Genomic DNA, 24,639 nt, shown 5'->3' on the forward strand with positions numbered 1-24,639 from the left:
CTGCCATGCGGGTTTCCCGGATTTCGCGACGTGCATGGCATGGTTCTCGCATTTCATTGCGCACAGAGGTCGAAGCACAGCGGACGTATCGGAAACTGGTTTGCCGCAGCCGCTTCGGCCTTCCCTGGATTCGTTCATCGGATTCGACCAGAGTGCGCGGCGCGGGGCAGCGCACCGGGGTTAGCTTCGCTGAGGTGAGATATGGTGCTGTTCGACGATTTGAGAGATAACGAGTGGGCGCTGGTTGAGGCGTTGTTCTGTTCGGAGCCCGCGCGCAGCGAGCGGCGCGGCCGGCCGCGCGTCGAAGCGCGATCGGTTGTCAACGCCGTGTTGTGGGTCTTGTCGACGGGCGAAGGCTGGTCGAAGCTGCCGGGCCGTTATCCCTCGCCTCCCACCTGCCGCCGTCGCTTCGACGAGTGGCAAGCCGACGGCACGCTCGCGGAGATCGTGAAGCGTCTGTCGAGCAACGGCCGCGAGGTGTCGCTGCGCGGGCGTATCGGTTCGAGCGCGGTGAAGCCGCCCGCTCCTCCGAGCCGCGACCGACTGCGCGGCGCGTTCTGGACCAATCCCGAATCGTGGCGCGCGCCGGCCAAGATGGCCTGAGCCTACTGCATCACACGTCGAAGCCGGTTCTGCCGGCTTCGATCACTTTCGGGCGTTGCTTTGCCGACCTCGCGCGCTTCGTTGCGCGATACAACTCTTTACGATTGCTTACAGCGCCGCGACGAATCGAGGCTTAGCGTGACGAGTGACCCAACAGGTCCGATCAGGGCTTCAGGACACTCTCATGAAGGTTTCGACACTGCTCGTGCGTGGCGTCTTGGCGGGGCTTGCCGGCGTGGCGTCCGTTGCTCACGCGCAGCCGCCTGCATCCGATCTGCACCTCACCGCGAAGACGGCGGCGCCCGCGTCGCCTGACGCCGCGCGCGCTCGCGCCGCGACGCCGCCCGCGCCGCGCGGCGATTTGCGCGGCGACATTGCGAGCAACGTGCGCGCTCGGCCGGACAACGACCGCGACGAACGCTCGCCGCATCACTGAATCTTCGGGCAACGAGTCTCGATTCGCGCGGAACCCGGCGAGTCGGCCGCAGTCACACCCAATGCCATGAGCACAGCATGGCAACAGTGGAATCCGGTCTGCCCGTGTCCTCGGACACGGGCTTTTTTTCGACCGGACTTCACCCACTTCGCGCTGCGCGCGTCGCTTCAAATTCTGACTTCGAGCACCGCTTCGTGGCCACCGAAGGTGTACGGTTCGGTGCGCCGCAAATCCCAGTCGATGGAACGCTCATCGCGCGAGAGCCGCGTGAATTCCTGTTTTCCGCGTTCGGTGACGACGGCGATATCCACAGGTGCATGAAATCCCGGCGCTGGCGCGACGGTGCGTTGCCGCGCGAGCTCGAGTAGCCCGAGGGCGCGAAGGTGGTCGAAACCCTTGGGGCGTTTCGCCCACGGAACTTGACGATACTGCGCCCGGCGAAGTGCTTCGAGTACCGCTTCGTTGGAATACGTGGTCATCTCGTTTTTTCTTCCTGTGCAGCCGTGACGACGCTCGTGACGGTCGCAAGACGGTCCGCGACGTCGACTAAACGCGGCGCGCCGAATTTCACGCCAGCGAACGTTTTGAGCGTTCGCTGCCTGAATGTTTGGCCGCCGCTTGCGCTAGGTGCTGCTTTCTATTAAAAGCCCCCGTTGAGAGCGCGCTGATCACGCGCTTTCCTGCGACAACCGCCGATGCGCTCTGACCACGCGATGACGGAGCAAATTGCCCTGAAACCAATACGTTACTCCAATTAAATTGGTTCTATTTACTTTATTGCTGCTTTTTTTTGCATTGTTCGCGTTTTGCGAGCGCCTTCGTGCGGCGATTGTCATCATCACCGTTCTGCTCGCCTGGGGCCTCGGAAGCGGCTGGCTCGCGAGGCCGCTGCTGCGAATCGCGCAGCACGGCTACGAAGAGACCCTACCGCCCTCCTTCGCGCCCAAAACCACCATCGTCCTGATGGGCGGCGGCACGGACCGGCGTCACGGCAAGCTTGTGCCGAAAAGCGATTCGGTGCCGCGCATCGCCGCGGCGGCGCGGGTGTATCGGCAATGCCGGGACACCGGCGCCTCGTGCCGCGTGATCCTGAGCGGCGGCGATCCCCAGCATCACGGACAGGCCGAAGCCGACAACTACGCGCCGTATGTCCTGGCGCAGGGCGTCGCACCGGCCGATCTGACGCGCGAGAACAAAAGCCTCAACACGTACCAGAACGCGCAGAACGTAGCTGCCATCTTAGGCAACGCCCATGACACTGCTTTGATCGTCATCACATCCGCGTATCACATGCGACGTTCGGTCCGGGCTTTCGAAGCGTTCGGCTACGAGCCGCAGCCGTATGTCTCGGACGTGCGTGAGAATCGGCTGACGGTATTGCCGCGATACAGAAGCCTGGAGAACAGCGAGCTTGCGCTGCACGAGCTGGTCGGGCTCGCGCGTTTTCACGTCTGGCGCTGGCTGCACCTGTACTGAGGCACGGAATCGGCGTATATCAAAATAATCAGGACTAGAAAGTACCTCGGCGCGCCGGTATGATTTCGCTCCGGCTCGCACGGCCGGGCCGGTATCGTCGTCCGACACGCCGCTGACCTGATCTCGGCCTATGATGGACGCAGTCAGGCGGTGGCTCGTTCCCGTAGGCATCCCGCCACGGATGCGCGCCCAAAGCCAGGCGGGAGCGATTTTTGCTCTGATGTATCTGTCTTTCCAACCGAATCGGACAGGCGATTCCCGGGTTCAACTGCTACTAGGAGGTAACAATGAAGAAAGTGTCCCTGGCTGTTTTGTTGTCCCTGAGCGCGGTCGCATCGGCCTACGCGCAGAGCGAACAAGGCGTGACGATGAGCACCGATCCCGCACGGATCGCGGACATCGAATCGCGTGCGCAGAATCTGCAATCGCAGCAATCCAGCATGCAAAACATGCAGATGGATCAATCGAACACGATGCACAAGTCGGGTCATCACAAGAAGTCGCACGGCAAGTCGATGCACCATTCGGCCGAGTAAGGCACTTGGTCGCCGGCCTGCTTTTCGGCGGGTCGCGCCGCGCCGTCATCGCGATGCACGAACGCGATGACGGCGAGATCCGTTATACGGGCTCAACCGCGCGCTGCGCGATGCGCCACCCAATCGCCGCCCTCGATGCGCGGCAAGCCCTGTACCGCGCTCGCAGCGACCGGATACACGAGGCAATCGATATGCGTCGCCTCGCCGTCCAGCTCGACATTCACATGCAGCCGGTGCGCGCGAAAAAGTCCCTCGACGCCCGGGTACACTTCCTCGATCTCGTCCAGCACGGCGACGAGCGCATCCTCGATGCAATACACATCTCCTTTGACCGGCGTGCCGTCCTCTTCGTCGAGAACGAGTCCGGGATAAGCGCCGAAATCGTAGAGCCGACCACGCACGTGCGCCGTGCCGATCCATTGCGGCGCCGCGATCCCGTTGCGCTCAGCCGCGCGATTGATGTCATTGATCTCGCCCGCGCGGAGCGTGCCGTACACGAAAACATATTGCATCGAAGAAACCGCTCCTTTCGCTAGTCGCCGAGATGCGATTATCGCCGCCCAAAAAGCGCGGACGGACTGCCGGCTCGCTTCGGTTAAGATCGGCGGATCGCGGCCAGGTCGGCCGCCCGACGAGCCGCCATGCCCACGTTCGCCGATCCACGCCCGCCTTTCGAGCAGGTCGAACACCTCGACATTCCCGTCGAGCACTCGCCGACGCTCGACCATCCGATCCGCGTTCGCTCGCGCCCGGTGCCTTATGGCGTGCGGATCGCGCTGCATACGCATCCGTGGGCGCAAGTCGCCTACACGTCGCGGGGCGTGCTGCGCGTGGCAACCGCCGATTCGACGTGGATGGTGCCGCCCTCGCGAGCCATCTGGGTGCCGCCGAACGTCACGCACGAAGTGCTGATCGTGGAAGATGCGTACTTGCGCACGCTCTATGTGGACGCGAGCGTCGTGCCGGCCGGGCTCGGCGCGTGCCGCGTGGTGGAAGTGTCGCCCTTGTTGCGCGAGGTGATCGCGGCGCTGGACGAAGCGTCGATCACGCGTGAGCGCGAGCGCCTGCTCGGCACGCTCGCACTGGACGAGATCATCCGGTCGCAGCCGTTGCCGCTCTCCGTGCCGATGCCGAACGAGAAGCGCCTGCGCGCGCTCTGCGACGCGGTGCTCGCGGACCCTTCGCACTCCGATCTCGAACGCTGGTCGTCGGAAGCCGGCGCGAGCACGCGCACCATCGCGCGCCTGTTCAGACGCGAACTCGGCGTGAGCTTCTCGCAGTGGCGCCAGCAGGCCGTGCTGGCACGCGCCATTCCTTTGCTGAGTCAGGGCCGGCCGCTCGCGCAGGTCGCGCGTGAGTTGGGGTATCAGAGCCAGAGCGCATTTTCGGCGATGTTTCGCCGTGCCTTCGGCGAGAGTCCGCGTGCGTTCTTCGCTCGTGACGCCAGCGACGAGCGCGACAACAACGACACGCGCGCTGTCTGATGCTGCGCGCCGCGTCGGCTCAGACGGGCCGGACCATATGTCGAATCGCGCCGAGCTGCGCCAGCCTGGGGCCGGCCGGACGATATCCGAGCCGCATATAAAGGCGCGCCGCCGGGTTGTCGACGAAAACGCGCAGTTGGCATTCCGCCAGCCCGCGGGCCCGCGCCCAGCGATGCGCCGTGTTCAGCAGAAATGTGCCCGCGCCTCGTCCCCGGTAGCCCGGCGCGATTTGAACATCGCGAATGTGCAGCGAGTTGTCTTCTTCGGTCACGCGCATGACGCCGACGGGCACGCCGTCCGCCTGCAGAACGAAGTTCTCCGACTCGCGCCAGCTCGAAAGAAACAGGTCGCCGCGCCAGACAAGATTGTGGCGCCGGTAATAACCGACCATGTTGTCGTGCGTGAGGGCCTCGGCGAAGGCGAAATCGGCCATCGTCGCCTGGCGGAGTTGATAGAGCGAGAGGTCTTCGGTCGGGTCGAGCATCGCACGCATGCAGGCACGGGACAGTGCCTCCACACTAAGACAGCGCGCGCTTGCTGGCAATGGAAAATGCGATGCCGGTGAGAAGAGCGAACCGGCGCGGCGAAAAACAGGCAAAAAAAATCCAGCCCGAAGGCTGGATTTTTTCACAACAAGCTGGCGGAGCGGACGGGACTCGAACCCGCGACCCCCGGCGTGACAGGCCGGTATTCTAACCAACTGAACTACCGCTCCAACTCTTTCATCGTTTCTCGAAGATCAAGCTTCGAGAAATGTGCAGCGCTTTCTACTAGCAGCCGCCGATGTTCTGGCGTCCCCTAGGGGATTCGAACCCCTGTACTCACCGTGAAAGGGTGATGTCCTAGGCCTCTAGACGAAGGGGACAGCAAACTTCTTGCAATCCTGCGGCGAAAAAAAACCGGCTGATCAGCCGGAGTATTCCTGCTCGCAAAATGTTGGCGGAGCGGACGGGGCTCGAACCCGCGACCCCCGGCGTGACAGGCCGGTATTCTAACCAACTGAACTACCGCTCCAGCTCTTTCCTTGTTCCACGAGGCTCTAGTCACCTCATGAAACCGACAGCGCATTTTCTAGCAGCCGCCTGAATTCTGGCGTCCCCTAGGGGATTCGAACCCCTGTACTCACCGTGAAAGGGTGATGTCCTAGGCCTCTAGACGAAGGGGACAGAAACTTGTGATTCTGTCTTTACCGCTTGCTTCGCTGATTAACTGCTGCAAATCAGCGAAGACCGAGATTCTAAACAACTTCGCGTTACTTGTGAAGTATTTTTTGCGACTTCCGAAACCCGGAGAATAACTTCGCAATCACTTCATCTGTTCTTGGTGGAGGTAAGCGGGATCGAACCGCTGACCTCTTGCATGCCATGCAAGCGCTCTCCCAGCTGAGCTATACCCCCTTGCAGAACAGAAACGAGATTCTATAGGCCGCTTTTGAAGTTGTAAATACCTTCTGGTGATACAACCGACAATTTTTTCACTTATCGCTTCGCGTACGCGCGCAAGGGCTTCTTCAGGCGCCTTACGCGCGTCTATGCTCAACCGGCCGCGCGCTCCAGACGACGCAGCACCGTGTCCCGACCGAACAGCATCAGCACGATGTCGATGGACGGCGTATGCGTCGTGCCCGCGACGAGCAGGCGCACCGGCATCGCGAGTTGCGGCATCTTGAGCTTGTGCGCGCCGAGCGTCGCCTTCAGTGCCGCCGAGATGCCCTCCTTGGTCCACTCGGCTTGTTCGAGCGCCGCGCGCAGGTCCGCGATCGCCGGCCGCACCGCGTCGGTCACATGCTGCGCGAACGCGTCGGCTTCGATCGTGGGCTCGCGGTAAAACATCGCGGCGTTGTCGGCGATGTCCTTCACCGTCGACGCGCGATCCTTCAGCAGCCCGACGACCTGTTCGAGCGGCGCGCCGTTGTCGATTGCCGCGGCGTCGATCCCGGCTTGGAGCAGGAACGGCCGCGTCAGCCCGGCGAGCCGCGCGTTGTCGGCTTCCTTGATGTAGTGCGCATTCAACCAGTTGAGCTTGTCGTGGTCGTATTGCGCGGGCGACTTGCCGAGATGCTCCAGATCGAACCATTCGATGAACTGCTCGCGCGAGAAAATCTCCGCATCGCCGTGCGACCAGCCGAGCCGCGCCAGATAGTTGACGACCGCCTCCGGCAAGTACCCGGCATCGCGGTAACCCATCACCGCCATCGCGCCGTGACGCTTGCTCATCTTTTCGCCCTGCTCGTTCAGCACGGTCGGCAGGTGCGCGTAGACCGGCGTTTCGCCGCCGAGCGCGCGCAGGATGTTGATCTGGCGCGGCGTGTTGTTCACGTGGTCGTCGCCGCGGATCACATGCGTGATCTTCATGTCGAGATCGTCGACCACCACGCAGAAGTTGTACGTCGGCGTGCCGTCGGGGCGAGCGATCACGAGGTCGTCGAGCTCTTCGTTCGATATCTCGATTCGCCCCTTCACCGCGTCGTCCCACGCGACCACGCCCGTCAGCGGATTGCGGAAGCGCACCACCGGCTTCACGCCCTCCGGAATCGGCGGCAGCGTCTTGCCCGGCTCCGGACGCCACGTGCCGTCGTAGCGCGGCTTTTCGCCGGCGGCGCGCTGACGCTCGCGCAACGCGTCGAGCTCTTCCGTCGACATATAGCAGTGGTACGCGAGGCCCTTCTCCAGCATCTGGCCGACGACCTCGCGATAACGGTCCATGCGTTGCATCTGATAGAACGGGCCTTCGTCGAAATCGAGGCCGAGCCACGCCATGCCTTCCAGAATCGCGTCGACGGACGCCTCCGTCGAACGCTCGACGTCCGTATCCTCGATACGCAGCACGAAGGTCCCTTTCATCTTGCGCGCGAACGCCCACGGATAGAGCGCGGAACGGATGTTGCCGAGATGGATGAAGCCGGTCGGGCTCGGGGCGAAGCGGGTACGGACTTGGGTCATTGCTGTTTTCTCGATGTACTCGAATGTTTGCGCTCGCCCGGCGAAAAGAAGCGGCCGAGCGAGAGAGCGAAGAGGCGAACGGGCGGCGCGTGGAAGCGCCGTTGGCTCTTGCACGAAAGCGATTGCCGGCCGTAATGCACGCACGTCGGGCACGCACGTCGGGCACGCGCGTCGGGCACCGGCTCAATGACCCGAAATTATACCCGCCGCCCGCCTCGCGCCTGAGCCCGCGCCTTTTGCTTTATGATGTGCGCGCCGTTTCTTGAGGACCCGGAAACGCGCATGCAACTGCACACTCGCCGCATCGCTGGAGTCTCACTTGGAATCATCGTCACGTCTCATTTCCCGCCGTGCATTCTCGCTCGCGGCGGCGTCGTCCATTCTCGCTGCGTGCACGAGCACGAGCACGAGCGGCGGCATCGGCGGCCTCGCCGGCAAGAGCGCGCCGATCGCGAATACGCCGGCCCCGGAGCCGCAACGCGCCGCGCGAATCGGCCTCGCGCTCGGCGGCGGCGCTGCGCGCGGCTTCGCGCACGTCGGCGTCATCAAGGCGCTCGAAGCGCGCAACGTCCGCGTCGATCTGGTCGCCGGCACGAGCGCAGGTTCGGTGATCGCGGCGCTGTACGCGTCCGGCATGACCGGCATCGCGATGAACAAGCTAGCGCTGACGATGGATGAAGCCTCCATCAGCGACTGGGCGATGCCCTTTCGCGCGCGCGGCATCCTGCAAGGCGTGGCGCTGCAGAACTTCCTGAACAAGACGCTCGACAACCGGCCGATCGAAAAGATGGCGAAGCCGCTCGGCATCGTCGCCACCGACTTGAAAACCGGCCAGCCGATTCTCTTTCAGCGCGGCAATACCGGCGTGGCCGTGCGCGCGTCGTGCAGCGTGCCGTCGATCTTCGAGCCGGTGAAGATCGGTGATCACGAATACGTCGATGGCGGACTCGTGAGCCCGGTGCCCGCCGCGTTCGCGCACAAGATGGGCGCGGATTTCGTGATCGCGGTCGATATCTCCGCGCGGCCGGAAACGGCGCTCACGCAGAGTTCGTTCGACGTGCTGATGCAGACGTTCACCATCATGGGCCAGTCGATCAAGGCTTACGAGCTCGACAAATACGCGAACGCGGTCATCCGCCCGAATCTGAACGCGATGAGCAGCAGCGACTTCAGCCAGCGCAACGCCGCGATCCTTGCAGGCGAAGAAGCCGTGTCGAAGATGTGGCCGACGTTGCAGCGGCAACTGGCCGAGCGCGGCATGCGCGTTTGACGGCATCAAAAAGACGAAGGCCACGCAATGCGTGGCCTTCGCGCATCAGCGCAGCGACTTCACCTTGTCGGCGGTGACATCGCCGGGCTGGCCGCCCCATGTCGCCCGCAGGTAGTTGGCCAACTGCGCCATCTGCTCGTCGCTGTACGTCGCGGCGAAGCCCGGCATCGGCTGCATGCGCTCCACGCCGGCGAACGGCTGCGCTTCGATGCCGTCGAGCATCGATACGATCAGGTTGCGCGCGTCGCCCTGGCGCAGCGTCGAGTTGTCCTTCATCGCGATGGCGACGTGCGGCTTGCCCTCGCCTTCGCGTCCGTGACAGCCGGCGCACGAATCGAGATACAGGTTGCGGCCTGCTGCGAGTTGTTCCGCGTCGGCCGATTGCGGCTTGACCGGCGCTGGCGCGGGCGGCGCGTCGCCGAGCAGATACGTCGCGAGCGCGCGGGCGTCATCGCGATTCAGATGCTGCGTGCTCAGATACACGACCCGATGCATTTCGCCGAAAGCCGATCCCTGCCGCGCGACGCCCGTCGAGAAATACGCCTGCAAGTCCGCGCCGGTCCAGCCGCGCGCCGCCAATGCCGCCGGCGTGATATCCGGCGCGGCGATGCGTCCGAGCGCGCCGCCCTGCAGCGTCTTCCCGTCCGCGAGTTGGCCGAACGCGCCGCGCGGCGTGTGGCATTCCGCGCAGTGCCCGAGCGCGTTGGCGAGGTAACGGCCGCGCGTCCAGTCGGCCGATTGGCCTGAGGATGCGTCGGGCAGCGCGTCGTTCAGGAACAGCATGTCCCAGAACCGCACCGCGAAACGCACGTTGTACGGGAAGCGCAGACTCGCTTCGACACTCGGCACCGCGGCGGGCTTTTGCGCCATCAGGTAAGCGTAGATAGCGTCGCTGTCTTCGCGCGACATCTGCCGGTACGACGTGTACGGCATCGCGGGATACAGCTTGCCGTTCGGCGTCTTGCCGTCGTGCAGCGCCGCGTAGAACGCGTCGGACGTCCATTTGCCGATGCCGTACTTCGCATCGGGCGTGATGTTGCTGCCATAGAACGTGCCGAATTGGGACTCCAGCTTCACGCCGCCCGCGAACGGCGCGCCGCCTTCGGCCGTGTGACAGGCAGCGCAGTCGGCGGCTTGCGCGAGATAGCGTCCGCGAGCGACGACTTCCGGCGAAGCCGCAGTCTTCTGCGCGACATCGCCATCGCTGTGGCAGGCGGACAGCGCGAGCGCGGACAGTGCGAACGGAAGCACGCGCATCAACGAGCGGCGCACGGTGCGCGTCATGATCGATGTCATCATTCGGCGTCCTTCACGAGTCCGGGCGTGGCGAGCACGAGGTCCTTCACGGCTTCGTAGTAGCGCACATAGCCCGTGCAGCGGCAGATGTGGTCGTTGAGCGCGGCCATGATCGTCGCTTCGATCTGATCCTTCGCGATCGGCTCGCGCTTGAGCCGCTCGAGCAGCACCGTCGTCGCGTTGACAAAACCCGGCGTGCAATAGCCGCACTGGAAGCTGAAATGATCGAGGAACTGCTGCTGCACCGGCGAGAGCTCGACCACCTCGCCGTGTTCGTTGCGCTTCGCGTGTCCTTCGATGGTCCGCACCGTCTTGCCGTCGAAGAAGTGCGCGCCGTTGATGCACGTGCGCACTTCCTCGCTCGTGCCGTCCGCGTGATCCACGATCACCACGCACGCATGGCAAACGCCCTGGTCGCAGCCGAGCCGCGAGCCCGTGAGACCGGCGTATTCGTGCAGGAAATCGATCATCGGCAAACCGGACGGCACCGGCATCGGGCCAATCTTGTTGCCGTTGATCGTCATCGAGAGCGAGCGCATGTCGACGCCCGCGGCGGATGGGATGGCCGTCATGCGAGCACCTCCTGAATGTTTTGCGGCGTCACCGGCAGATCGGTGAAGCGATGGCCGATCGCGTGCGCGATCGCGTTGACGATGGCCCCGACCACCGGAATCATCACCACTTCGGCGATGCCCTTCGGCGGATCGGTCTCACTGAGCGGCGGCAGCACGTCGCCGGTCTGATTCCACACGGCGACATCGCTCGCGAGCGGCAGCCGGTAGCGGTTGAAGTTCCAGGTGCCGTTGCCGGGGCCGTCTTCGTAGAGCGGCAGATACTCGTGCAGCGCGTGCCCGATACCCATCGCGAGGCCGCCCTGCAACTGCCCCGACACGAGTTGCGGCGCAATCGGATTGCCGCATTCGAGAATCGAGTGATGCGACAGCAGTTCGACCTTGCCGCTCGCCTCGTTCACGGCCAGTTCGACGAGCGTGCCCACCGCGCTGTAGTACGTGACCATCGCGTTATTGCGCTGCACGGGCGGAATCATCACGCGCTTGCGGTCGAGCACGTGATACCCGTTGGCGGTCGCCTTGCCTTTATCGGCGGCACCGCTGCCAAAGCGCACCGACAAGCCGTCGAGCGGCAACTGATCGGCTGCGCCTGCGATGTCGAACTGCGCTTCGCTCCACTGCCAGCGGTTGAACGTGTGCACGACCGCGCCGGTCGCGAGTCCGAGTTCGTGCGCCTTTTTCGCGAGGACGTCGAACGGAATCGGCTCGAGGCCGTCGGCGGACAGCTTGCCGTCTCTCCAGCGCGCGTCTTCGATTCGCACGACGAACGATGCCGCCTGACCGCCGCCGATGCCTTGGCCCCAGATCGCCATCGCGGCGGGCCACAGGCCGTGGCGGAACAGCACGCGCGCCGCCTCGCGCGTCGCGTGCGAGAAGTAGTACGCAGAATTCGTCGCGCTCGCCGGCGACATGTACGCGGGCGACCAGCGCGGATTCGCGCTCAATCTGTCCTGCTCGGCTTGCGACATGAGATACGGATCGCCGCTCGTGACGACCGGCAGATCCGCCCAGTCGGTGACGGCCATGTGGACCTCGGCGGCGGGCTTGCCGAGCCACTTTGCGACGACGAGCGCCTGCGCCGTCGACGATCCGGTGCCGATCTCGGCGCCTGAGTGCGACAGCGCGATGCGTCCGTCCGCGCTGAATTCGACTTTGGCGAACGCGCTCTCCGCGCCGGTGCCGAAGTCTTTTTGCACGCACGCGAAGCCAACGCCATAGCGCATGCCGGGATGCGCGGCTTCGTACTCCGCCTTGCGTTGCGCGCGCCCCGCCCACAGCGGATGCGCCTTCGCCTGCCGCAGCACTTCTTCCGCGCGCACGGCGCCTGCCGGAATCGCGCCTTGCGTGTTCTTCATGCCGGTGCGCATGACGTTCGCTAGGCGCAGGTCGATCGGATCCGTGCCGAGTTGCGCGGCGATGTCGTCGATCATCATTTCGGTCGCCGCCATGCTTTGCAGCGTGCCGTAGCCGCGCGCCGAGCCGGCATCGACCGCCCGCGAAGCGATGGCGACCGCGTCAGGTCGCTCTGCGGAATGTAGTAGATGGATTGCGCGGCGGTCGCCCCGACCATTGCCACCGACGGCGAGAAATTGCAGCGTCCGCCGCCGTTCGCGATGAACTCGCCCTTGAACGCCTGAATCTTGCCGGTCTTCCTGTCGACCGCCATGCGATATCGCATGTCGAACGCGTGACGCTTGAGCGAGCTTTGAAACTGCTCGAAACGGTCGAACGCGAGACGCACCGGGCGGCCGTCGCCGTACATCGCCGCGACGAGCCCGTAGAACGGCACGTTGAAGTGATCCTTCGAACCGTAGCCAACCGTGTAGCACGGATGCAGGAACAGGTTCTTCACCGGGAAGCGCGATTTCGTCGCCATCTCCAGCGCGCTCTGCGCGACTTCATACGGCCCTTGCGTCGGCACGACCATGTGCAGCGACTGCGTTGCCGCGTCGTACCAGCAGTTCGCGTTGTCGGGTTCGAGCGCGGCGGTATCGACGGATTGCGTCTTGTATTCGCGATCCACGACGAGCCAATCTCCCGGCGGATGTTCCAGCGCGTCCGCGATGGCCTGCGCGTGGAACATGCCCTGCTCGTCGAGCTTGCCGTGTTCGTTAGCGTCGGCCCAGACGGGCTCGCGCTTTTTCATCATGTGCGGGAAAAGCGGCGAGTCTTTCAGGCTGGAGAACGCGTCATCGTCGAACGGCGTCTTGCCGCCCACGCGCACGAAGCGGAACGACGCCCACGGATCGCGTTCGATGAAACCCGTCGTCGCGCCATAGCGGACGACGCCTTCGCGAAACTGAAGCTTGTCCTTCGCGAGACGGAAGCGCGCGAAGTCGTGATAGATCAGGATGGCGACCGCCTGGCCGAGATACGCGGGCGTCTTGCCGGCGGGCAGCAGCATGTCGTCGCCGTAGAAGGCGGGAAACGCTAGCTTGTCGCGCGCGAGGTCATCCGCCGTCACGACGCGATCAGGCGCGAGCCCGCCGTCGAGAATCGAAAGGTCGATGCCTTCGTACAGGCGATCCGCGAGTGTCGTGCGCAGGATCAGCGCATGCGACTGTTCCTGCGGCCAGTGCGGCATGTCCTTCGCGCGGATATCGCGTGCGAAGACTTTGTCGCCCGTCACCTTCGCGATGCCATCGATGCGGAACTCCGGATAGCCGCTCGTCGCATGCCATTGAACGGGCGTCAAAATGCGCTCTTCGAACAGCGCGGCGAACGCGCGGCTGCCCAAAGGCGCGATGAACACGGACACGCCCGCGAGCGCCCCCGCCTTCAGAAAACCGCGACGCGACAGGCCGAGTTTCCCCATGTACTTCTCCTCGAATGAACGCCTTCTGGACGCGCGCAGGCGCTGACGAACGCGCCGCCGCGGCGCGGTCGTCGTGACATTCGTTTGCAATGCAAAGGATCGAACCGCAAGCAGCGACGGTGTCCGGACGTTATGGTGACGGCCGGCATCGTTTGCCGGCACGCAGAGGGCGGGATTTTAAGGGGCGGATAGGCGCGCAACAACGCGCGCGGCGTCAAGTTCTGTCAAGATTCGACGGCGCTTTGCGCAAACCAAAAATAACGGCGGCGCTCTTGCGAGCGCCGCCGTCGTCTGGCAATCAGTGCAGAAGCGGACTCAGTAGTCTGCGTCTTCGATCCACGCCGCCTGAATGGCTTCGAGGATCTTTTCGTTCGATTTTTGCGGGTCGTCGTCGAAACCTTCCAGCTCGGTCACCCAGCGATGCAGGTCCGTGAAACGCACATATTGCGGATCGACATCCTGGTGCGCGTCGGTCAGGGCCATCGCGATCTCCTGAGTATCTGTCCACTTCATGAGCGAGCCTCCTGTCAGTGATTTTCTTTGGCGTGATTGATGGAGTACCGGGGAATCTCGACCACCAGGTCGTCCTCGGCGGGCATCATCGCCTGACATGATAACCGCGATGTCGGCTCGAGACCCCAGGCTTTGTCGAGCAGATCGTCTTCGTCTTCGCTGGACGGTTCGAGCGCGTTGAAGCCCTCGCGGATGATGACGTGACAGGTGGTGCACGCGCACGACTTCTCGCACGCGTGCTCGATCTCGATTCCGTGTTCCAGCAGGTTGTCGCAGATGCTCTTGCCGACATCGGCGTCGATCACCGCGCCGTCCGGGCAAAGTTCGACATGAGGCAGCACAACGATTTGAGGCATGGTTTTCCGTGAATGCTTGAGTGGATCAGACGTCGTCGAGCTTGCGGCCCGCGAGCGCGCGGCGAATGCTCTTGTTCATGCGGCGCGCGGCGAATTCGTCGGTGGCGGCGGCGAGCGCCTTCGTCGCCTCGTCGATCTGCTCGACCGACTCGCCTTGCGAGCGCGCCGCCAGTTCGCCGATCAGCGTTTCGATCTGCGCGCGTTCGGCCTCGTCGAGCAATTCGCCGTCGGCGGCGAGCGCGGCCTGCGTCGCTTCGATCAGCCGTTGCGCTTCGACGAGCGCCTCGCGCAGCGCGCGGGCGCGCATGTCGGTCTCGGCGGTCTTGAAGCTCTCTTCGAGCATGCGGGCGACGTCGTCGTCGGCGAGACCGTACGACGGCTTCACCACCACCGACGCCTCCACACCCGATGTCTGCTCGCGCGCAAAGACCGACAGCAGGCCGTCCGCGTCCACCTGATACGTGACGCGAATGCGCGCCGCGCCGGCCGCCATCGGCGGAATGCCGCGCAACTCGAAACGCGCGAGCGAGCGGCAGTCGGAGACGAGCTCGCGCTCGCCTTGCACGACGTGGATCGCCATCGCCGTCTGGCCGTCCTTGAAAGTCGTGAAGTCCTGAGCGCGCGCGGTTGGAATGGTCGAATTGCGCGGAATGATCTTCTCGGTGAGGCCGCCCATCGTCTCGACTCCGAGCGACAGCGGAATCACGTCGAGCAGAAGCCAGTCATCGCCGTCGCCGCGCCGGTTGCCCGCGAGCAGGTCCGCCTGAATCGCCGCGCCCAGCGCGACGACCTGATCCGGGTCGAGATTGACGAGCGGCGGCTGGCCGAAGAACGCTTGCACCGCGCGGCGGATCACCGGCATGCGCGTCGCGCCGCCGACCAGCACGACGCCCTTGATATCGGCGGGCGTCACTTTCGCGTCGCGCAGCGCCTTTTTCGTCGGCCCGAGCGTGCGCGCGACGAGCGATTCGGTCAGCGCGGCGAACTGCGCTTCGGTCACGGTCACGTCGATGGTTTCGCCCGAGGACAGGCTCGCCTGCACGCGCGTTTCGCTCGCCGACGACAGCGCCTCTTTCGCCGTGCGCACGCGATCGAGCAGCAGGCGCACGTCTTCCGGCGTCTTCGGCTGAATGCCGGCTTGCGTCAGCACATGGCGATACAGCGCGTGGTCGAAGTCGTCGCCGCCGAGCGCGGAATCGCCGCCCGCCGCGAGCACTTCGAACACGCCCTTCGTGAGCTTGAGAATCGACAGGTCGAAGGTGCCGCCGCCGAGATCGTAGACCGCGTACAGACCTTCGGAAGCATTGTCGAGACCATACGCGATGGCCGCGGCCGTCGGTTCGTTGAGCAGGCGCAGCACATTGAGGCCGGCGAGCTTCGCCGCGTCCTTCGTGGCCTGGCGCTGCGCTTCATCGAAATAGGCGGGCACCGTGATGACCGCGCCGACGAGATCTTCGCCGAGCGTGTCTTCCGCGCGGTAACGCAGCGTCGCGAGAATCTCCGCCGACACTTCGACCGGGCTCTTCACGCCATCGACCGTGCGAATCTGCACCATGCCGGGCGCGTCCACGAAATCGTACGGCGCGTTTTCCGCGCCCTCGACTTCGCTCTTGCCGCGGCCCATGAAGCGCTTCACCGACACGATCGTGTTGCGCGGGTCCGTCGCGGCTTCTTCCTTCGCGATACGGCCGATGCGCCGGCCGCCCCTCTCCAGATAGCGCACCACCGACGGCAGCAGCACATGGCCGTCCTCGTCGGGCAACGCTTCGGGCACGCTGTTGCGCACGGCGGCCACGAGCGAGTTCGTGGTGCCGAGATCGATGCCGACCGCCACGCGCCGCTGGTGCGGCGCGGGCGCCATGCCGGGTTCTGAGATTTGCAGTAAAGCCATCGTTGGTTTTGTGGGGTTGTGTGGCGCGCTCGGCCTGTGTTTTCTTGTCGTGCTGGAGTGCGAGTGCGCTCGTCTTCAGGCGTTTTCCAGCCGCTCGATCTGCGCGCCGATCTCATGCGCGACGCGCTCGATGAACATCAGTTGACGCACCGCTTCGCTCGCGGCCTGATCCGCATTGCTGTCGATCAGCGCTTCGAGTTTGGCGAAGCGCACGCGCTCTTCATCGCGCAGTTCGGCCAGCAGCGATTCGAGCGCGCCGACGTTTTTCGCCGCGGCGGCATCTTCGATATTCTCGCGCCATTCCATCTGCTGCATGAGGAACGCGGGCTCCATCGCCGTGTTGTTCTCAGCGCCGACGTCGATGCCGCGCAGCGACAGCATATAGCGCGCGCGCTTTAACGGATCGCGCAGCGTCTGATACGCCTCGTTGGCGCGCGTGGCCCACTGCATCGCGAGCCGGCGTTGCGCGTCGCCGGCGGCGGCGAAGCGGTCGGGATGCACTTGCGCCTGCACGGTGCGGTAGGCGTCGTCGAGCCGGTCGCGGTCAACGGCGAAAGTCGGCGGCAGGCCGAAGAGATCGAAGTGGCTGTCGGTGAGCGTTGCCATGGCTGTGTCAGTGAGTTCGGGATGCGCGAATGAAAAAGGCGGCCCGCGCCGCCTCTCGTGCCGAAACCGCCGGCGTCACGCGCGTTACACGCGGAACGATTCGCCGCAGCCGCATTCGTCTTTCGCGTTCGGATTGTTGAAGCGGAAGCCTTCGTTCAGCCCTTCGCGCGCGAAGTCGAGCTCGGTGCCGTCGAGGTAAGCGAGGCTCTTCGGATCGATGACGATCTTCACGCCCGCCGATTCGAACACCATGTCTTCGGGCGCCAGTTCGTCGACATATTCGAGCTTGTAAGCCAGACCCGAGCAGCCGGTCGTGCGCACGCCCAGGCGCAGGCCCACGCCCTTGCCGCGCCGCGTCAAATACTTCTGCACGTGTTGTGCCGCCTTCTCCGTCAACGTGATTGCCATAGTCGTCGCGTCTCTCGCGCTCAAATCGTGCTTCCCGCAGCGCCGCCGCGTTCGTGCGGCGGCGCTGCGGCCTTTCCCTGCCACCTGCGTGATGCCCGCTTACGCAGCGTGCTGCTTCGCCTGCGCTTCTTCCGCTTGGCGGTCCGCCGCGCCATGACGCTGCTTGTAGTCGGCGACCGCTGCCTTGATCGCGTCTTCCGCGAGGATCGAGCAGTGAATCTTCACCGGCGGCAGCGCCAGTTCTTCGGCGATCTGCGTGTTCTTGATCGACAGCGCCTCGTCGAGCGTGCGGCCCTTCACCCATTCGGTGACGAGCGAGCTCGACGCGATGGCCGAACCGCAGCCGTACGTCTTGAACTTCGCGTCCTCGATGATGCCGTCCGCGCCCACGCGAATCTGCAGCTTCATCACGTCGCCGCATGCGGGCGCGCCGACCATGCCGGTGCCGACAGCGTCGTCGTCCTTCGCGAACGAGCCGACGTTGCGCGGGTTTTCGTAGTGGTCCAGAACCTTGTCGCTATAAGCCATGATTCAACTCTCCGTATGTTCGTTTCGCGTGGACGCAGTGCGCTTCGTTCAGTGCGCCGCCCACTGGATGCTCGAAATGTCGATGCCGTCCTTGTGCATTTCCCAGAGCGGCGACAGATCGCGCAGTTTCGCAATCTTGCTCTTGAGCAGGTTGACCACGTAATCGACGTCCTGCTCGGTCGTGAAGCGGCCGACCGTGAAGCGGATCGAGCTGTGCGCGAGTTCATCGTTGCGGCCGAGGGCGCGCAGCACATACGACGGCTCGAGCGAGGCCGACGTGCACGCCGAACCCGACGACACCGCCACATCCTTCACCGCCATGATCAGCGACTCGCCTTCGACGAAATTGAAGCTGATATTGAGGTTGTGCGGCACGCGGCGTTCCATGTCGCCGTTGACGTACACCTCTTCGATTTCCTGCAGGCCGTGCAGCAGCCGGTCGCGCAACATGCGGATGCGCTCGTTCTCGGTCGCCATTTCTTCGCGCGCGATGCGGAACGCCTCGCCCATGCCGACGATCTGATGCGTCGCGAGCGTGCCGGAGCGCATGCCGCGCTCGTGGCCGCCGCCGTGCATCTGCGCTTCGATGCGCACGCGCGGCTTGCGACGCACATACAGCGCGCCGATACCCTTCGGGCCATACGTCTTGTGCGCCGATAAAGACATGAGATCGACCTTCAGCTTTTGCAGGTCGATCTGAATCTTGCCGGTGGCCTGCGCCGCATCGACGTGGAAGATGATGCCCTTCTCACGCGTGATCTCGCCGATCGCCTCGATGTCCTGAATCACGCCGATCTCGTTGTTCACGCTCATCACGGAAACGAGAATGGTGTCCGGGCGAATCGCCGCCTTGAACGTGTCGAGGTCGATCAGGCCGTCTTCCTTCACGTCCAGATACGTGACGTCGTAGCCTTCGCGCTCCAGCTCGCGGCAGGTGTCGAGCACGGCCTTGTGCTCGGTCTTCACCGTGATGATGTGCTTGCCTTTGCTCTTGTAGAAGTGCGCCGCGCCCTTGATGGCGAGGTTGTCCGATTCGGTCGCGCCCGACGTCCAGATGATCTCGCGCGGATCGGCATTCACCAGCGCGGCGACCTGCTCGCGCGCTTCCTCGACCGCGCGCTCCGCGTCCCAGCCGTACTGGTGACTGCGCGAGGCCGGATTACCGAACTGCTCGCGAAGATACGGGATCATCTTGTCCACCACGCGCGGATCGATCGGCGTCGTCGCGCTGTAGTCCATGTAAATGGGCAGGTGGGGGATATCGTTGTTCATCAGTCGCTCCGGGAAAATCGGTCAAATCGCTTGGCTGGGTCGCTGGCGCCGCGTTGCAGTACGTTCTGCGGTTCGCGACGACCGGGCGGTCAGCCAGCCAGATTGAAAATGGAATTCGGACCCTTGGGCACGACGCGCGCCGCCTCGACGCCTGCCGGTTCCGCGCGCCGGTCGCGCAGCACCGCTGCCGAGCCTTCGCGGGCGCGCTGCTGGTCGACCAGATCTTTCAGCGAGACGGAATCGAGATACTCGACCATCTTCTGATTGAGCGTCGCCCAGAGTTCGTGGGTCATGCAGTGGCCGTCGTGCTGCTTCGTGCCTTCGCACGTGCCCTTGCCGCCGCACTGGGTGGCGTCGATCGGCTCGTCCACCGCGATGATGATGTCCGCCACCGTGACGTTCTCCGCCCGACGCGCGAGGTTGTACCCGCCGCCCGGACCGCGCACCGATTCGACGATCTCGTGCCGACGCAGCTTGCCGAACAGTTGTTCGAGATAGGAAAGCGAGATGCGCTGGCGCTGACTGATGCCTGCCAGCGTCACCGGGCCCTGCTCCTGGCGCAGCGCCAGGTCGATCATCGCCGTGACGGCGAAACGGCCTTTCGTGGTGAGTCTCATAATTGGGGGCTAACGCTAATACTCGATGATTTTGATCAAGTATAAATATCCCACAGTTTTAGTCAAGTATCCGGGCGGAATAAGTAACGATTTAGTCGATCTTTTCGCCGCCGGCAGCGCCCGGCGAGCTACGGCCGCAGTTGCGCCCGCAGTGCGTTCAACAAGCCTTCGCAGGCGTCTTCGCACTGGTCCAGCACGCGCTCGAAGCCTTCGTCGCCGCCGAAATACGGATCGACGACCACGCGGCTGTCGTCGCGGGTGGCGAACTCCATCAGAAGCCGGATCTTGTCCCGGTACTCCGGCGGACAGACCGACGCGAGCGCGGCAGCGTTGGCGTCGTCCATGACGATGAACAAGTCGAAGCGCGCAAAGTCTGCTGCGGCCACCTGACGGCCGCGCAGCGTCGACAGGTCGTAGCCGCGCTTTTTCGCCGCGCGCTGGGCGCGCTCGTCGGGCGGCTGGCCGATGTGCCAGTCGCCCGTGCCCGCGGAATCGATGACGATCCGGTCAGCCAGTCTCGCCCGCTCGACCAGTTCGCGCATGACCGCTTCCGCGCTGGGCGACCGGCAGATATTGCCGAGACAGACGAAGCAGATGGCGATCGAATTCATCGGGCCGAACGGGGAAATGGGTGTTGGACGCCGCGCAGACAACCGCGGGTTCAATTGCGCTCGGATTATACAAAGGCTCGTCGGAACGCGCCGGGACGGGCCGGCGACCGGCGCTGTCTCCCGCGCCGAATCAGCCCTTTTCGCGATGGATGTCGTGCGTGACGAAGCCGCTCTCGCCGTTCGGCATGTCGAGCCAGTCGCGGTGCGCGAGCGTGCGGCGGATATCCGCGAGCCCGGTATCCCAGTGCTCGCGCATTGTCGAGAAGCCGAACTGATAGTCCTTGTACTGGCCCTCGTACTCTTTCTGCCGATAGATCAGGTGAATGATGTTGTAGCGCTTGGAGCACGCCAGTTCGGCGGCGCGTCGGCACCATTCGTCGGTGTCGCGAAGCGCCTCGGGCACGAGGTCGAGGACGTGCTTAAGCACGTTGCGGTAACGCTGGGCGCGCTGCATCTCGTCCGTGACGAGCCGCGTGCGGCTCGAGTACTGCACGTCCTTGATGCGGCCCGTGACATCGACGATATTGTCCGGCACCGGCCCGCGCGCGCTCCAGAGATCGACCTGGAACGCGAGCGTGTCGCGGCGCGGCGTGGCTTGCGCGACCTCGTAAAGCGGCGTGTTCGACATGAGGCCGCCGTCCCAGTAGAACTGTCCGTCGATCTCGACGGCGGCAAAGCCCGGCGGCAGCGCGCCCGAGGCCAGAAAATGCTCGGCGCGCAGCTTCGTCCGCGTGTTGTCGAAGTACGCGAAATTGCCGGTTGCCACGTTCACCGCGCCAACCGACACCCGCGTTTCGCCCGAATTGATGCGGTCGAAGTCGCAAAGGCGTTCAAGCGTAGCCTTGAGCGGAGTCGTATCGTAATAGCTCGCGGTCTCGGGTGAACTCGATGCCACCGGCGACGGCGGCGGAAAGCGCGGCACGAAGAAGCCCTTCTGCCCTTCGACGAGCGCATCGACCGCCTGCAACGCGGTAAACGCCTTTCGAATCTGGTCGGTCGAATCGAAGAACGCGCGCTCGACGAACGCGGGCAACGGAAAGCCGAACGCCGGCTGACAGATGGTTTCCCAGAATTCACGCAGCCGCTCGACGCGATTCTCCGGCGCATTCCCCGCGATGATCGCGGTGTTGATCGCGCCGATCGAGATGCCGGCGATCCAGTTCGGGTGAATGTCCGCCTCGTGCAAGCCCTGGTAGACGCCGGCCTGATACGCGCCGAGCGCGCCGCCACCCTGAAGCAGGAGCGCGACGGTCTCGTAGGGCGGCAAGCTGATGCGCGGCGCTTGTTCGTGGCTGCGTTCGCGGCCTAAGGCTTGGTTGTCGTCGCTTTCTGACATGAGGCGTCGTTCCTTATTGTATGTACGAGCCGTGGCTCGCGACGAACGATTGCCCTGTGCGCGGCGCCGGCTCGAACGCGGTCTGCGCCACGTCTTCGACCGTTGTGGACACGCCGTCCACGATGCCTGTGACCACCGCCCTCTTGCCGCCCAGCTTACCGTTCTGTGACATGCCAAGCTCCTGTCGGAAGACTGAATGACAACATGCGAACCATGCGGCCATCAAGCCGGCCAATCGGCATAGGAGGATTCGCGTTCGCTCGCAAGGATCGCCTAGGCCGTTCGGCCAGCTATTGCGCGAAGCCGGGAGCGGCTATTGTGCATGAACGTAGCGATGCGTCGCAGCCGCCGGCCGAGCCGAATAACCGCGCCTGCGTGCTCCGCTACAATTGATCGCTTTCGCTTTTCATCGCTTCTTGCGGGTCACTCGTCATGCTCAGTTACCGTCACGCCTTTCACGCAGGCAACCACGCCGATGTGCTGAAGCACGCCATTGTCGTTCAGATGCTTCGATATCTCGGGCTGAAGGACAAATCGTACTGGTACATCGACACGCATGCCGGCGCAGGCGTGTATTCGCTAGCGGAAGGCTTCGCGGCGAAGAACGCGGAGTACGAATCGGGCATTGCGCGATTGTGGGATCGCACCGACTTGCCGCCGCTGCTCGCCGATTACGTCGATGAAGTGAAGGCGTTGAATCCGGACGGCGCACTGCGCTTCTATCCGGGCTCGCCGTATCTGGCTTGGCGCGCGCTGCGCGAGCAGGACCGCATGCGGCTTTTCGAGTTGCACAGCACGGAGATCGACGTGCTGCGTCATAACTTCCGCGACGCCGGCCGCCGCGCGATGATCTACGACGGCGACGGATTCGAAGGCATCAAGGCGATCCTTCCTCCGCCGCCGCGCCGCGCGCTGGTGCTCATCGATCCGTCTTACGAAGACAAGCGCGACTATGCGCGGACGGTCGAATGCCTGGAAGAATCGCTCAGGCGCTTTGCCACCGGAACCTATGCGGTGTGGTATCCGCAAGTCTCGCGCATGGAGTCGCAACGTTTCGCCGATCAGTTGAAGGCTATCCAGCCGACGGGCTGGCTGCATGCGACGCTCACCGTCAAGGCGCCGCCGGCGGACGGCCTCGGCTTGTTCGGCAGTGGCATGTTCATCTTGAATCCGCCGTATAAGCTCGCGAGCGAGTTGAAGCAGGCGTTGCCCTATCTGGTCGATGCGCTCGGTCAGGATGCGGGTGCTGCGTTCAAACTGGACCAACGCGCGGACTGATTGCGTCCGATCAGGGGTACGCCTCCCGTCGCCTGCGCGAGTGGCTCGGGTTAGTCGTCGCGGGGGTTGCAGTCTGCCCGCCATATTCGACGTACGGCGAAACCGCGATCGGCTGCTGCTCCTGTGGCGGCAGTCCGGGTAACGTTGCCATCGGGACCATGCCCGGCGCGCCGAGGGGTGCGCTTTGCAGGACGGTCCCGCTTACGCCGCTATGAATGCCGGTCTGCGTATCGAGCACGAGCGGTTCGCCGCCGGGCTTCGCGAATGCCAAGTCGCCGTGGCAAAGCGCCACGGCGAACACCGCGCAGGCTGCGAGGAGGCGCGTATGCGTCGTGCTGGGAATGTGGCAAGTCATCGATCGCTCTATTCGGTAGACGAAACGGCTTTACCTTACCCCGGTGGCAAGCTTTAGGCTAGGCGCTCACATCCACTTGACCGTTCTTTCGGGAGAATCATGAAGTCGACACGGAATCTGCTGCGCGCGGTACTCGCCGTCATCACCGTTTCCTTCGGCGTAAGCGGCTTTGCCCAGACCGCGGCGCCGGCGCACGACGGCATGCCGGGCATGAAGCATGGCATCACCGGCAACGCGGATGCGCCCTCGAACGCAGCTTTCGAGGCCGCCGATGAATCGATGATGTCGAGAATGTCGGACGTTCAGTACACGGGAAACGCCGACCGCGATTTCGTCGCGCACATGATTCCGCACCATGAGGGCGCGGTCGAGATGGCGAAGGTGGAACTGAAGTACGGAAAGGACGCGAAACTGCGCGAACTGGCGAAGGACATCGTCGCTGCGCAGGAGAAGGAAATCGCGTTCATGAAGCAGTGGCTGGCGACCCATCCCGCGCAGAAGTGACGTCGCTCCGAATAGAAGCCGCAGAAACGACAAAGCCCCGCATGACGGGGCTTTTCATTCGACACCTGGCGCGCTTCGCGGCGCGCGGACGCGGGCTTCAGATGTTGTAGCCGTTGTTTTCGAGCGAACGGATACGCTTCTCGAGCTGGACGACGTCCGACGATTGAGCGAGGTATTCTTCGCGGCGGCGTTGTTCGGCGGCTTCAAACCAGATGCTGAGTTTTTCGAGCAGGATTGCAAACATGATGTTCTCCAAGGATTGGTGCTGGTCCCTGGCGGTTCGGTTCAGGGATAACCCGCATTAGGGATAACCCGGATTATAGCTGACCCAACTGCTTGGTGTGAGTGAAATGCCCGCATGAAGTGCATTCCGATTCGGAATGGTGCGTTCTCGCCGTGTCTTCAAATGACTGATTCAACGAGAAAATCGGGGCGAACGGCGAACCTAAGCACCGTTAAGGTGCACTCACTGCGCCAATTTGTCCAAAATCGGGCAGTCGGGGCGCTCGTCGCCGTGGCAGTGCCGTGCAAGATGTGACAGCGTGTCGCGCATGTCGCTTAGCTCTGCAATCCGGCGATCCAGCTCGGCGACATGTTCCAACGCAATCGCTTTCACTTCCGCGCTGGCTCGCGTCCGGTCATGCCACAGCGCCAGCAGCTTGCGGATATCCTCGACGAGGAAGCCCAGACGCCGCGCTTGTCGCACGAACCGCAGCGCATGCACTTCTTGTTCGCCATACACGCGGTATCCCGATGAGGTCCGCCCGACCGGCGTGAGCAAGCCGACGCTCTCGTAATACCGGATCATCTTCGCGGTGACGCCCGACGCGCGGGCCGCTTCCCCAATATTCATCCTGTTCTCCCTCGACTTTCCGCCGACTCTACACCTTCCCATCATGGCAAGGTATACGATGTCGATACTCTCACTCATTTC

The 24,639-nt window shown here is 63.9% G+C and carries 28 protein-coding genes, 5 tRNA genes and 1 pseudogene; 8 read left to right on the forward strand and 26 right to left on the reverse strand.

Annotated elements, in window-relative coordinates; all coding sequences use genetic code 11:
• The first annotated feature begins 201 nt into the window (after positions 1–201).
• Positions 202–603: a transposase gene (locus LDZ24_RS08000; protein WP_035969202.1), complete on the forward strand. Its 402-nt coding sequence runs from the start codon at positions 202–204 to the stop codon at positions 601–603.
• Positions 604–787: 184 nt separating this feature from the next.
• Positions 788–1,039, forward strand: coding sequence for a hypothetical protein (locus LDZ24_RS08005; RefSeq protein WP_248319996.1), 252 nt, complete (start codon positions 788–790; stop codon positions 1,037–1,039).
• A gap of 167 nt (positions 1,040–1,206) precedes the next feature.
• On the opposite strand, the gene LDZ24_RS08010 is transcribed toward LDZ24_RS08005, so the two are convergent.
• On the reverse strand, positions 1,207–1,518 hold the full coding sequence (locus tag LDZ24_RS08010; protein ID WP_248319997.1) for a hypothetical protein: 312 nt from the start codon (positions 1,516–1,518) through the stop codon (positions 1,207–1,209).
• 316 nt (positions 1,519–1,834) lie between these two features.
• Between LDZ24_RS08010 and LDZ24_RS08015 the strand changes: the two genes are divergently transcribed.
• Entirely contained in the window at positions 1,835–2,515 is a 681-nt protein-coding gene (locus LDZ24_RS08015; protein ID WP_248319998.1) for a YdcF family protein, read from the forward strand.
• Positions 2,516–2,802: 287 nt separating this feature from the next.
• Positions 2,803–3,051, forward strand: coding sequence for a hypothetical protein (locus LDZ24_RS08020; protein ID WP_175940510.1), 249 nt, complete (start codon positions 2,803–2,805; stop codon positions 3,049–3,051).
• 92 nt (positions 3,052–3,143) lie between these two features.
• On the opposite strand, the gene LDZ24_RS08025 is transcribed toward LDZ24_RS08020, so the two are convergent.
• Positions 3,144–3,563 (reverse strand): gamma-glutamylcyclotransferase, encoded by a 420-nt coding sequence (locus LDZ24_RS08025; RefSeq protein WP_248319999.1) that lies wholly within the window; start codon positions 3,561–3,563, stop codon positions 3,144–3,146.
• Positions 3,564–3,692: 129 nt separating this feature from the next.
• Between LDZ24_RS08025 and LDZ24_RS08030 the strand changes: the two genes are divergently transcribed.
• Complete coding sequence (locus tag LDZ24_RS08030; RefSeq protein WP_248320000.1) at positions 3,693–4,535, forward strand: helix-turn-helix domain-containing protein; 843 nt, start codon at positions 3,693–3,695, stop codon at positions 4,533–4,535.
• Positions 4,536–4,554: 19 nt separating this feature from the next.
• On the opposite strand, the gene LDZ24_RS08035 is transcribed toward LDZ24_RS08030, so the two are convergent.
• The 7 genes from LDZ24_RS08035 to gltX all read right to left on the reverse strand — a co-directional run bounded on the left by LDZ24_RS08035 (position 4,555) and on the right by gltX (position 7,477).
• Positions 4,555–5,019 carry a GNAT family N-acetyltransferase gene (locus LDZ24_RS08035; RefSeq protein ID WP_248320001.1) on the reverse strand — a complete coding sequence of 155 codons (465 nt, stop codon included), beginning with the start codon at positions 5,017–5,019 and terminating at the stop codon, positions 4,555–4,557.
• Between the two features lie 154 nt (positions 5,020–5,173).
• A tRNA-Asp gene (locus LDZ24_RS08040) sits at positions 5,174–5,250 on the reverse strand.
• Between the two features lie 74 nt (positions 5,251–5,324).
• Positions 5,325–5,400 (reverse strand) — tRNA-Glu (locus tag LDZ24_RS08045).
• Between the two features lie 72 nt (positions 5,401–5,472).
• A tRNA-Asp gene (locus tag LDZ24_RS08050) sits at positions 5,473–5,549 on the reverse strand.
• A 76-nt stretch (positions 5,550–5,625) separates the two neighbouring features.
• Positions 5,626–5,701: transfer RNA gene (locus LDZ24_RS08055), tRNA-Glu, on the reverse strand.
• Positions 5,702–5,856: 155 nt separating this feature from the next.
• A tRNA-Ala gene (locus LDZ24_RS08060) sits at positions 5,857–5,932 on the reverse strand.
• Positions 5,933–6,070: 138 nt separating this feature from the next.
• Positions 6,071–7,477, reverse strand: coding sequence for a glutamate--tRNA ligase (gene gltX, locus LDZ24_RS08065; RefSeq protein WP_248320002.1), 1,407 nt, complete (start codon positions 7,475–7,477; stop codon positions 6,071–6,073).
• 319 nt (positions 7,478–7,796) lie between these two features.
• Between gltX and LDZ24_RS08070 the strand changes: the two genes are divergently transcribed.
• Positions 7,797–8,747: a patatin-like phospholipase family protein gene (locus tag LDZ24_RS08070; protein WP_248320003.1), complete on the forward strand. Its 951-nt coding sequence runs from the start codon at positions 7,797–7,799 to the stop codon at positions 8,745–8,747.
• A gap of 45 nt (positions 8,748–8,792) precedes the next feature.
• Here LDZ24_RS08070 and LDZ24_RS08075 read toward each other — a convergent pair whose 3' ends face one another.
• The 14 genes and pseudogenes from LDZ24_RS08075 to LDZ24_RS08140 all read right to left on the reverse strand — a co-directional run bounded on the left by LDZ24_RS08075 (position 8,793) and on the right by LDZ24_RS08140 (position 21,740).
• Positions 8,793–10,031 (reverse strand): c-type cytochrome, encoded by a 1,239-nt coding sequence (locus LDZ24_RS08075; protein ID WP_371747415.1) that lies wholly within the window; start codon positions 10,029–10,031, stop codon positions 8,793–8,795.
• 11 nt (positions 10,032–10,042) lie between these two features.
• Complete coding sequence (locus LDZ24_RS08080; RefSeq protein WP_248320004.1) at positions 10,043–10,615, reverse strand: (2Fe-2S)-binding protein; 573 nt, start codon at positions 10,613–10,615, stop codon at positions 10,043–10,045.
• Positions 10,612–13,430, reverse strand: a pseudogene (locus LDZ24_RS08085) (xanthine dehydrogenase family protein molybdopterin-binding subunit). Before LDZ24_RS08085 ends, LDZ24_RS08080 begins: the two are co-directional and overlap by 4 nt.
• A 315-nt stretch (positions 13,431–13,745) precedes the next feature.
• The gene (gene iscX / locus LDZ24_RS08090; RefSeq protein WP_175940519.1) at positions 13,746–13,943 is read right to left on the reverse strand and encodes a Fe-S cluster assembly protein IscX; all 198 of its coding nucleotides are present in this window, start codon (positions 13,941–13,943) and stop codon (positions 13,746–13,748) included.
• A gap of 14 nt (positions 13,944–13,957) precedes the next feature.
• On the reverse strand, positions 13,958–14,299 hold the full coding sequence (gene fdx, locus LDZ24_RS08095; protein ID WP_206466551.1) for an ISC system 2Fe-2S type ferredoxin: 342 nt from the start codon (positions 14,297–14,299) through the stop codon (positions 13,958–13,960).
• Positions 14,300–14,324: 25 nt separating this feature from the next.
• A complete protein-coding gene (gene hscA / locus LDZ24_RS08100; RefSeq protein WP_248320005.1) occupies positions 14,325–16,190 on the reverse strand; it encodes a Fe-S protein assembly chaperone HscA in 1,866 nt (621 codons plus the stop codon).
• 75 nt (positions 16,191–16,265) lie between these two features.
• On the reverse strand, positions 16,266–16,796 hold the full coding sequence (gene hscB, locus LDZ24_RS08105) for a Fe-S protein assembly co-chaperone HscB (RefSeq protein ID WP_248320006.1): 531 nt from the start codon (positions 16,794–16,796) through the stop codon (positions 16,266–16,268).
• A gap of 84 nt (positions 16,797–16,880) precedes the next feature.
• Positions 16,881–17,204 carry an iron-sulfur cluster assembly protein IscA gene (gene iscA / locus LDZ24_RS08110; RefSeq protein WP_175940523.1) on the reverse strand — a complete coding sequence of 108 codons (324 nt, stop codon included), beginning with the start codon at positions 17,202–17,204 and terminating at the stop codon, positions 16,881–16,883.
• A gap of 99 nt (positions 17,205–17,303) precedes the next feature.
• A complete protein-coding gene (gene iscU / locus LDZ24_RS08115) occupies positions 17,304–17,732 on the reverse strand; it encodes a Fe-S cluster assembly scaffold IscU (protein WP_248320007.1) in 429 nt (142 codons plus the stop codon).
• A gap of 48 nt (positions 17,733–17,780) precedes the next feature.
• Positions 17,781–19,004, reverse strand: a complete 1,224-nt coding sequence (locus tag LDZ24_RS08120; RefSeq protein ID WP_248320008.1) for an IscS subfamily cysteine desulfurase — start codon at positions 19,002–19,004, stop codon at positions 17,781–17,783.
• A gap of 89 nt (positions 19,005–19,093) precedes the next feature.
• Positions 19,094–19,621: a Fe-S cluster assembly transcriptional regulator IscR gene (gene iscR, locus LDZ24_RS08125; protein ID WP_040050918.1), complete on the reverse strand. Its 528-nt coding sequence runs from the start codon at positions 19,619–19,621 to the stop codon at positions 19,094–19,096.
• A 128-nt stretch (positions 19,622–19,749) separates the two neighbouring features.
• Positions 19,750–20,232 (reverse strand): low molecular weight protein-tyrosine-phosphatase, encoded by a 483-nt coding sequence (locus LDZ24_RS08130; protein ID WP_248320009.1) that lies wholly within the window; start codon positions 20,230–20,232, stop codon positions 19,750–19,752.
• 130 nt (positions 20,233–20,362) lie between these two features.
• Positions 20,363–21,568 (reverse strand): patatin-like phospholipase family protein, encoded by a 1,206-nt coding sequence (locus tag LDZ24_RS08135; protein WP_248320010.1) that lies wholly within the window; start codon positions 21,566–21,568, stop codon positions 20,363–20,365.
• Positions 21,569–21,581: 13 nt separating this feature from the next.
• Positions 21,582–21,740, reverse strand: coding sequence for a hypothetical protein (locus LDZ24_RS08140; RefSeq protein ID WP_248320011.1), 159 nt, complete (start codon positions 21,738–21,740; stop codon positions 21,582–21,584).
• A 260-nt stretch (positions 21,741–22,000) separates the two neighbouring features.
• Between LDZ24_RS08140 and LDZ24_RS08145 the strand changes: the two genes are divergently transcribed.
• Positions 22,001–22,846, forward strand: coding sequence for a 23S rRNA (adenine(2030)-N(6))-methyltransferase RlmJ (locus tag LDZ24_RS08145; protein ID WP_248320012.1), 846 nt, complete (start codon positions 22,001–22,003; stop codon positions 22,844–22,846).
• A gap of 10 nt (positions 22,847–22,856) precedes the next feature.
• On the opposite strand, the gene LDZ24_RS08150 is transcribed toward LDZ24_RS08145, so the two are convergent.
• On the reverse strand, positions 22,857–23,201 hold the full coding sequence (locus LDZ24_RS08150) for a hypothetical protein (protein ID WP_248320013.1): 345 nt from the start codon (positions 23,199–23,201) through the stop codon (positions 22,857–22,859).
• A gap of 99 nt (positions 23,202–23,300) precedes the next feature.
• Between LDZ24_RS08150 and LDZ24_RS08155 the strand changes: the two genes are divergently transcribed.
• The gene (locus LDZ24_RS08155; RefSeq protein WP_248320014.1) at positions 23,301–23,705 is read left to right on the forward strand and encodes a DUF305 domain-containing protein; all 405 of its coding nucleotides are present in this window, start codon (positions 23,301–23,303) and stop codon (positions 23,703–23,705) included.
• 97 nt (positions 23,706–23,802) lie between these two features.
• Here the strand turns inward: LDZ24_RS08155 and LDZ24_RS08160 are convergent, their stop codons facing one another.
• Together LDZ24_RS08160 and cueR are read right to left on the reverse strand one after the other, a co-directional pair.
• Positions 23,803–23,949, reverse strand: a complete 147-nt coding sequence (locus LDZ24_RS08160) for a DUF3563 family protein (RefSeq protein ID WP_175940530.1) — start codon at positions 23,947–23,949, stop codon at positions 23,803–23,805.
• A 222-nt stretch (positions 23,950–24,171) separates the two neighbouring features.
• The gene (gene cueR, locus LDZ24_RS08165) at positions 24,172–24,558 is read right to left on the reverse strand and encodes a Cu(I)-responsive transcriptional regulator (protein WP_248322307.1); all 387 of its coding nucleotides are present in this window, start codon (positions 24,556–24,558) and stop codon (positions 24,172–24,174) included.
• Between the last annotated feature and the right edge of the window lie 81 nt (positions 24,559–24,639).

It is taken from the genome of Caballeronia sp. Sq4a, from assembly GCF_023170545.1.
In the GTDB taxonomy this organism is placed as follows: domain Bacteria; phylum Pseudomonadota; class Gammaproteobacteria; order Burkholderiales; family Burkholderiaceae; genus Caballeronia.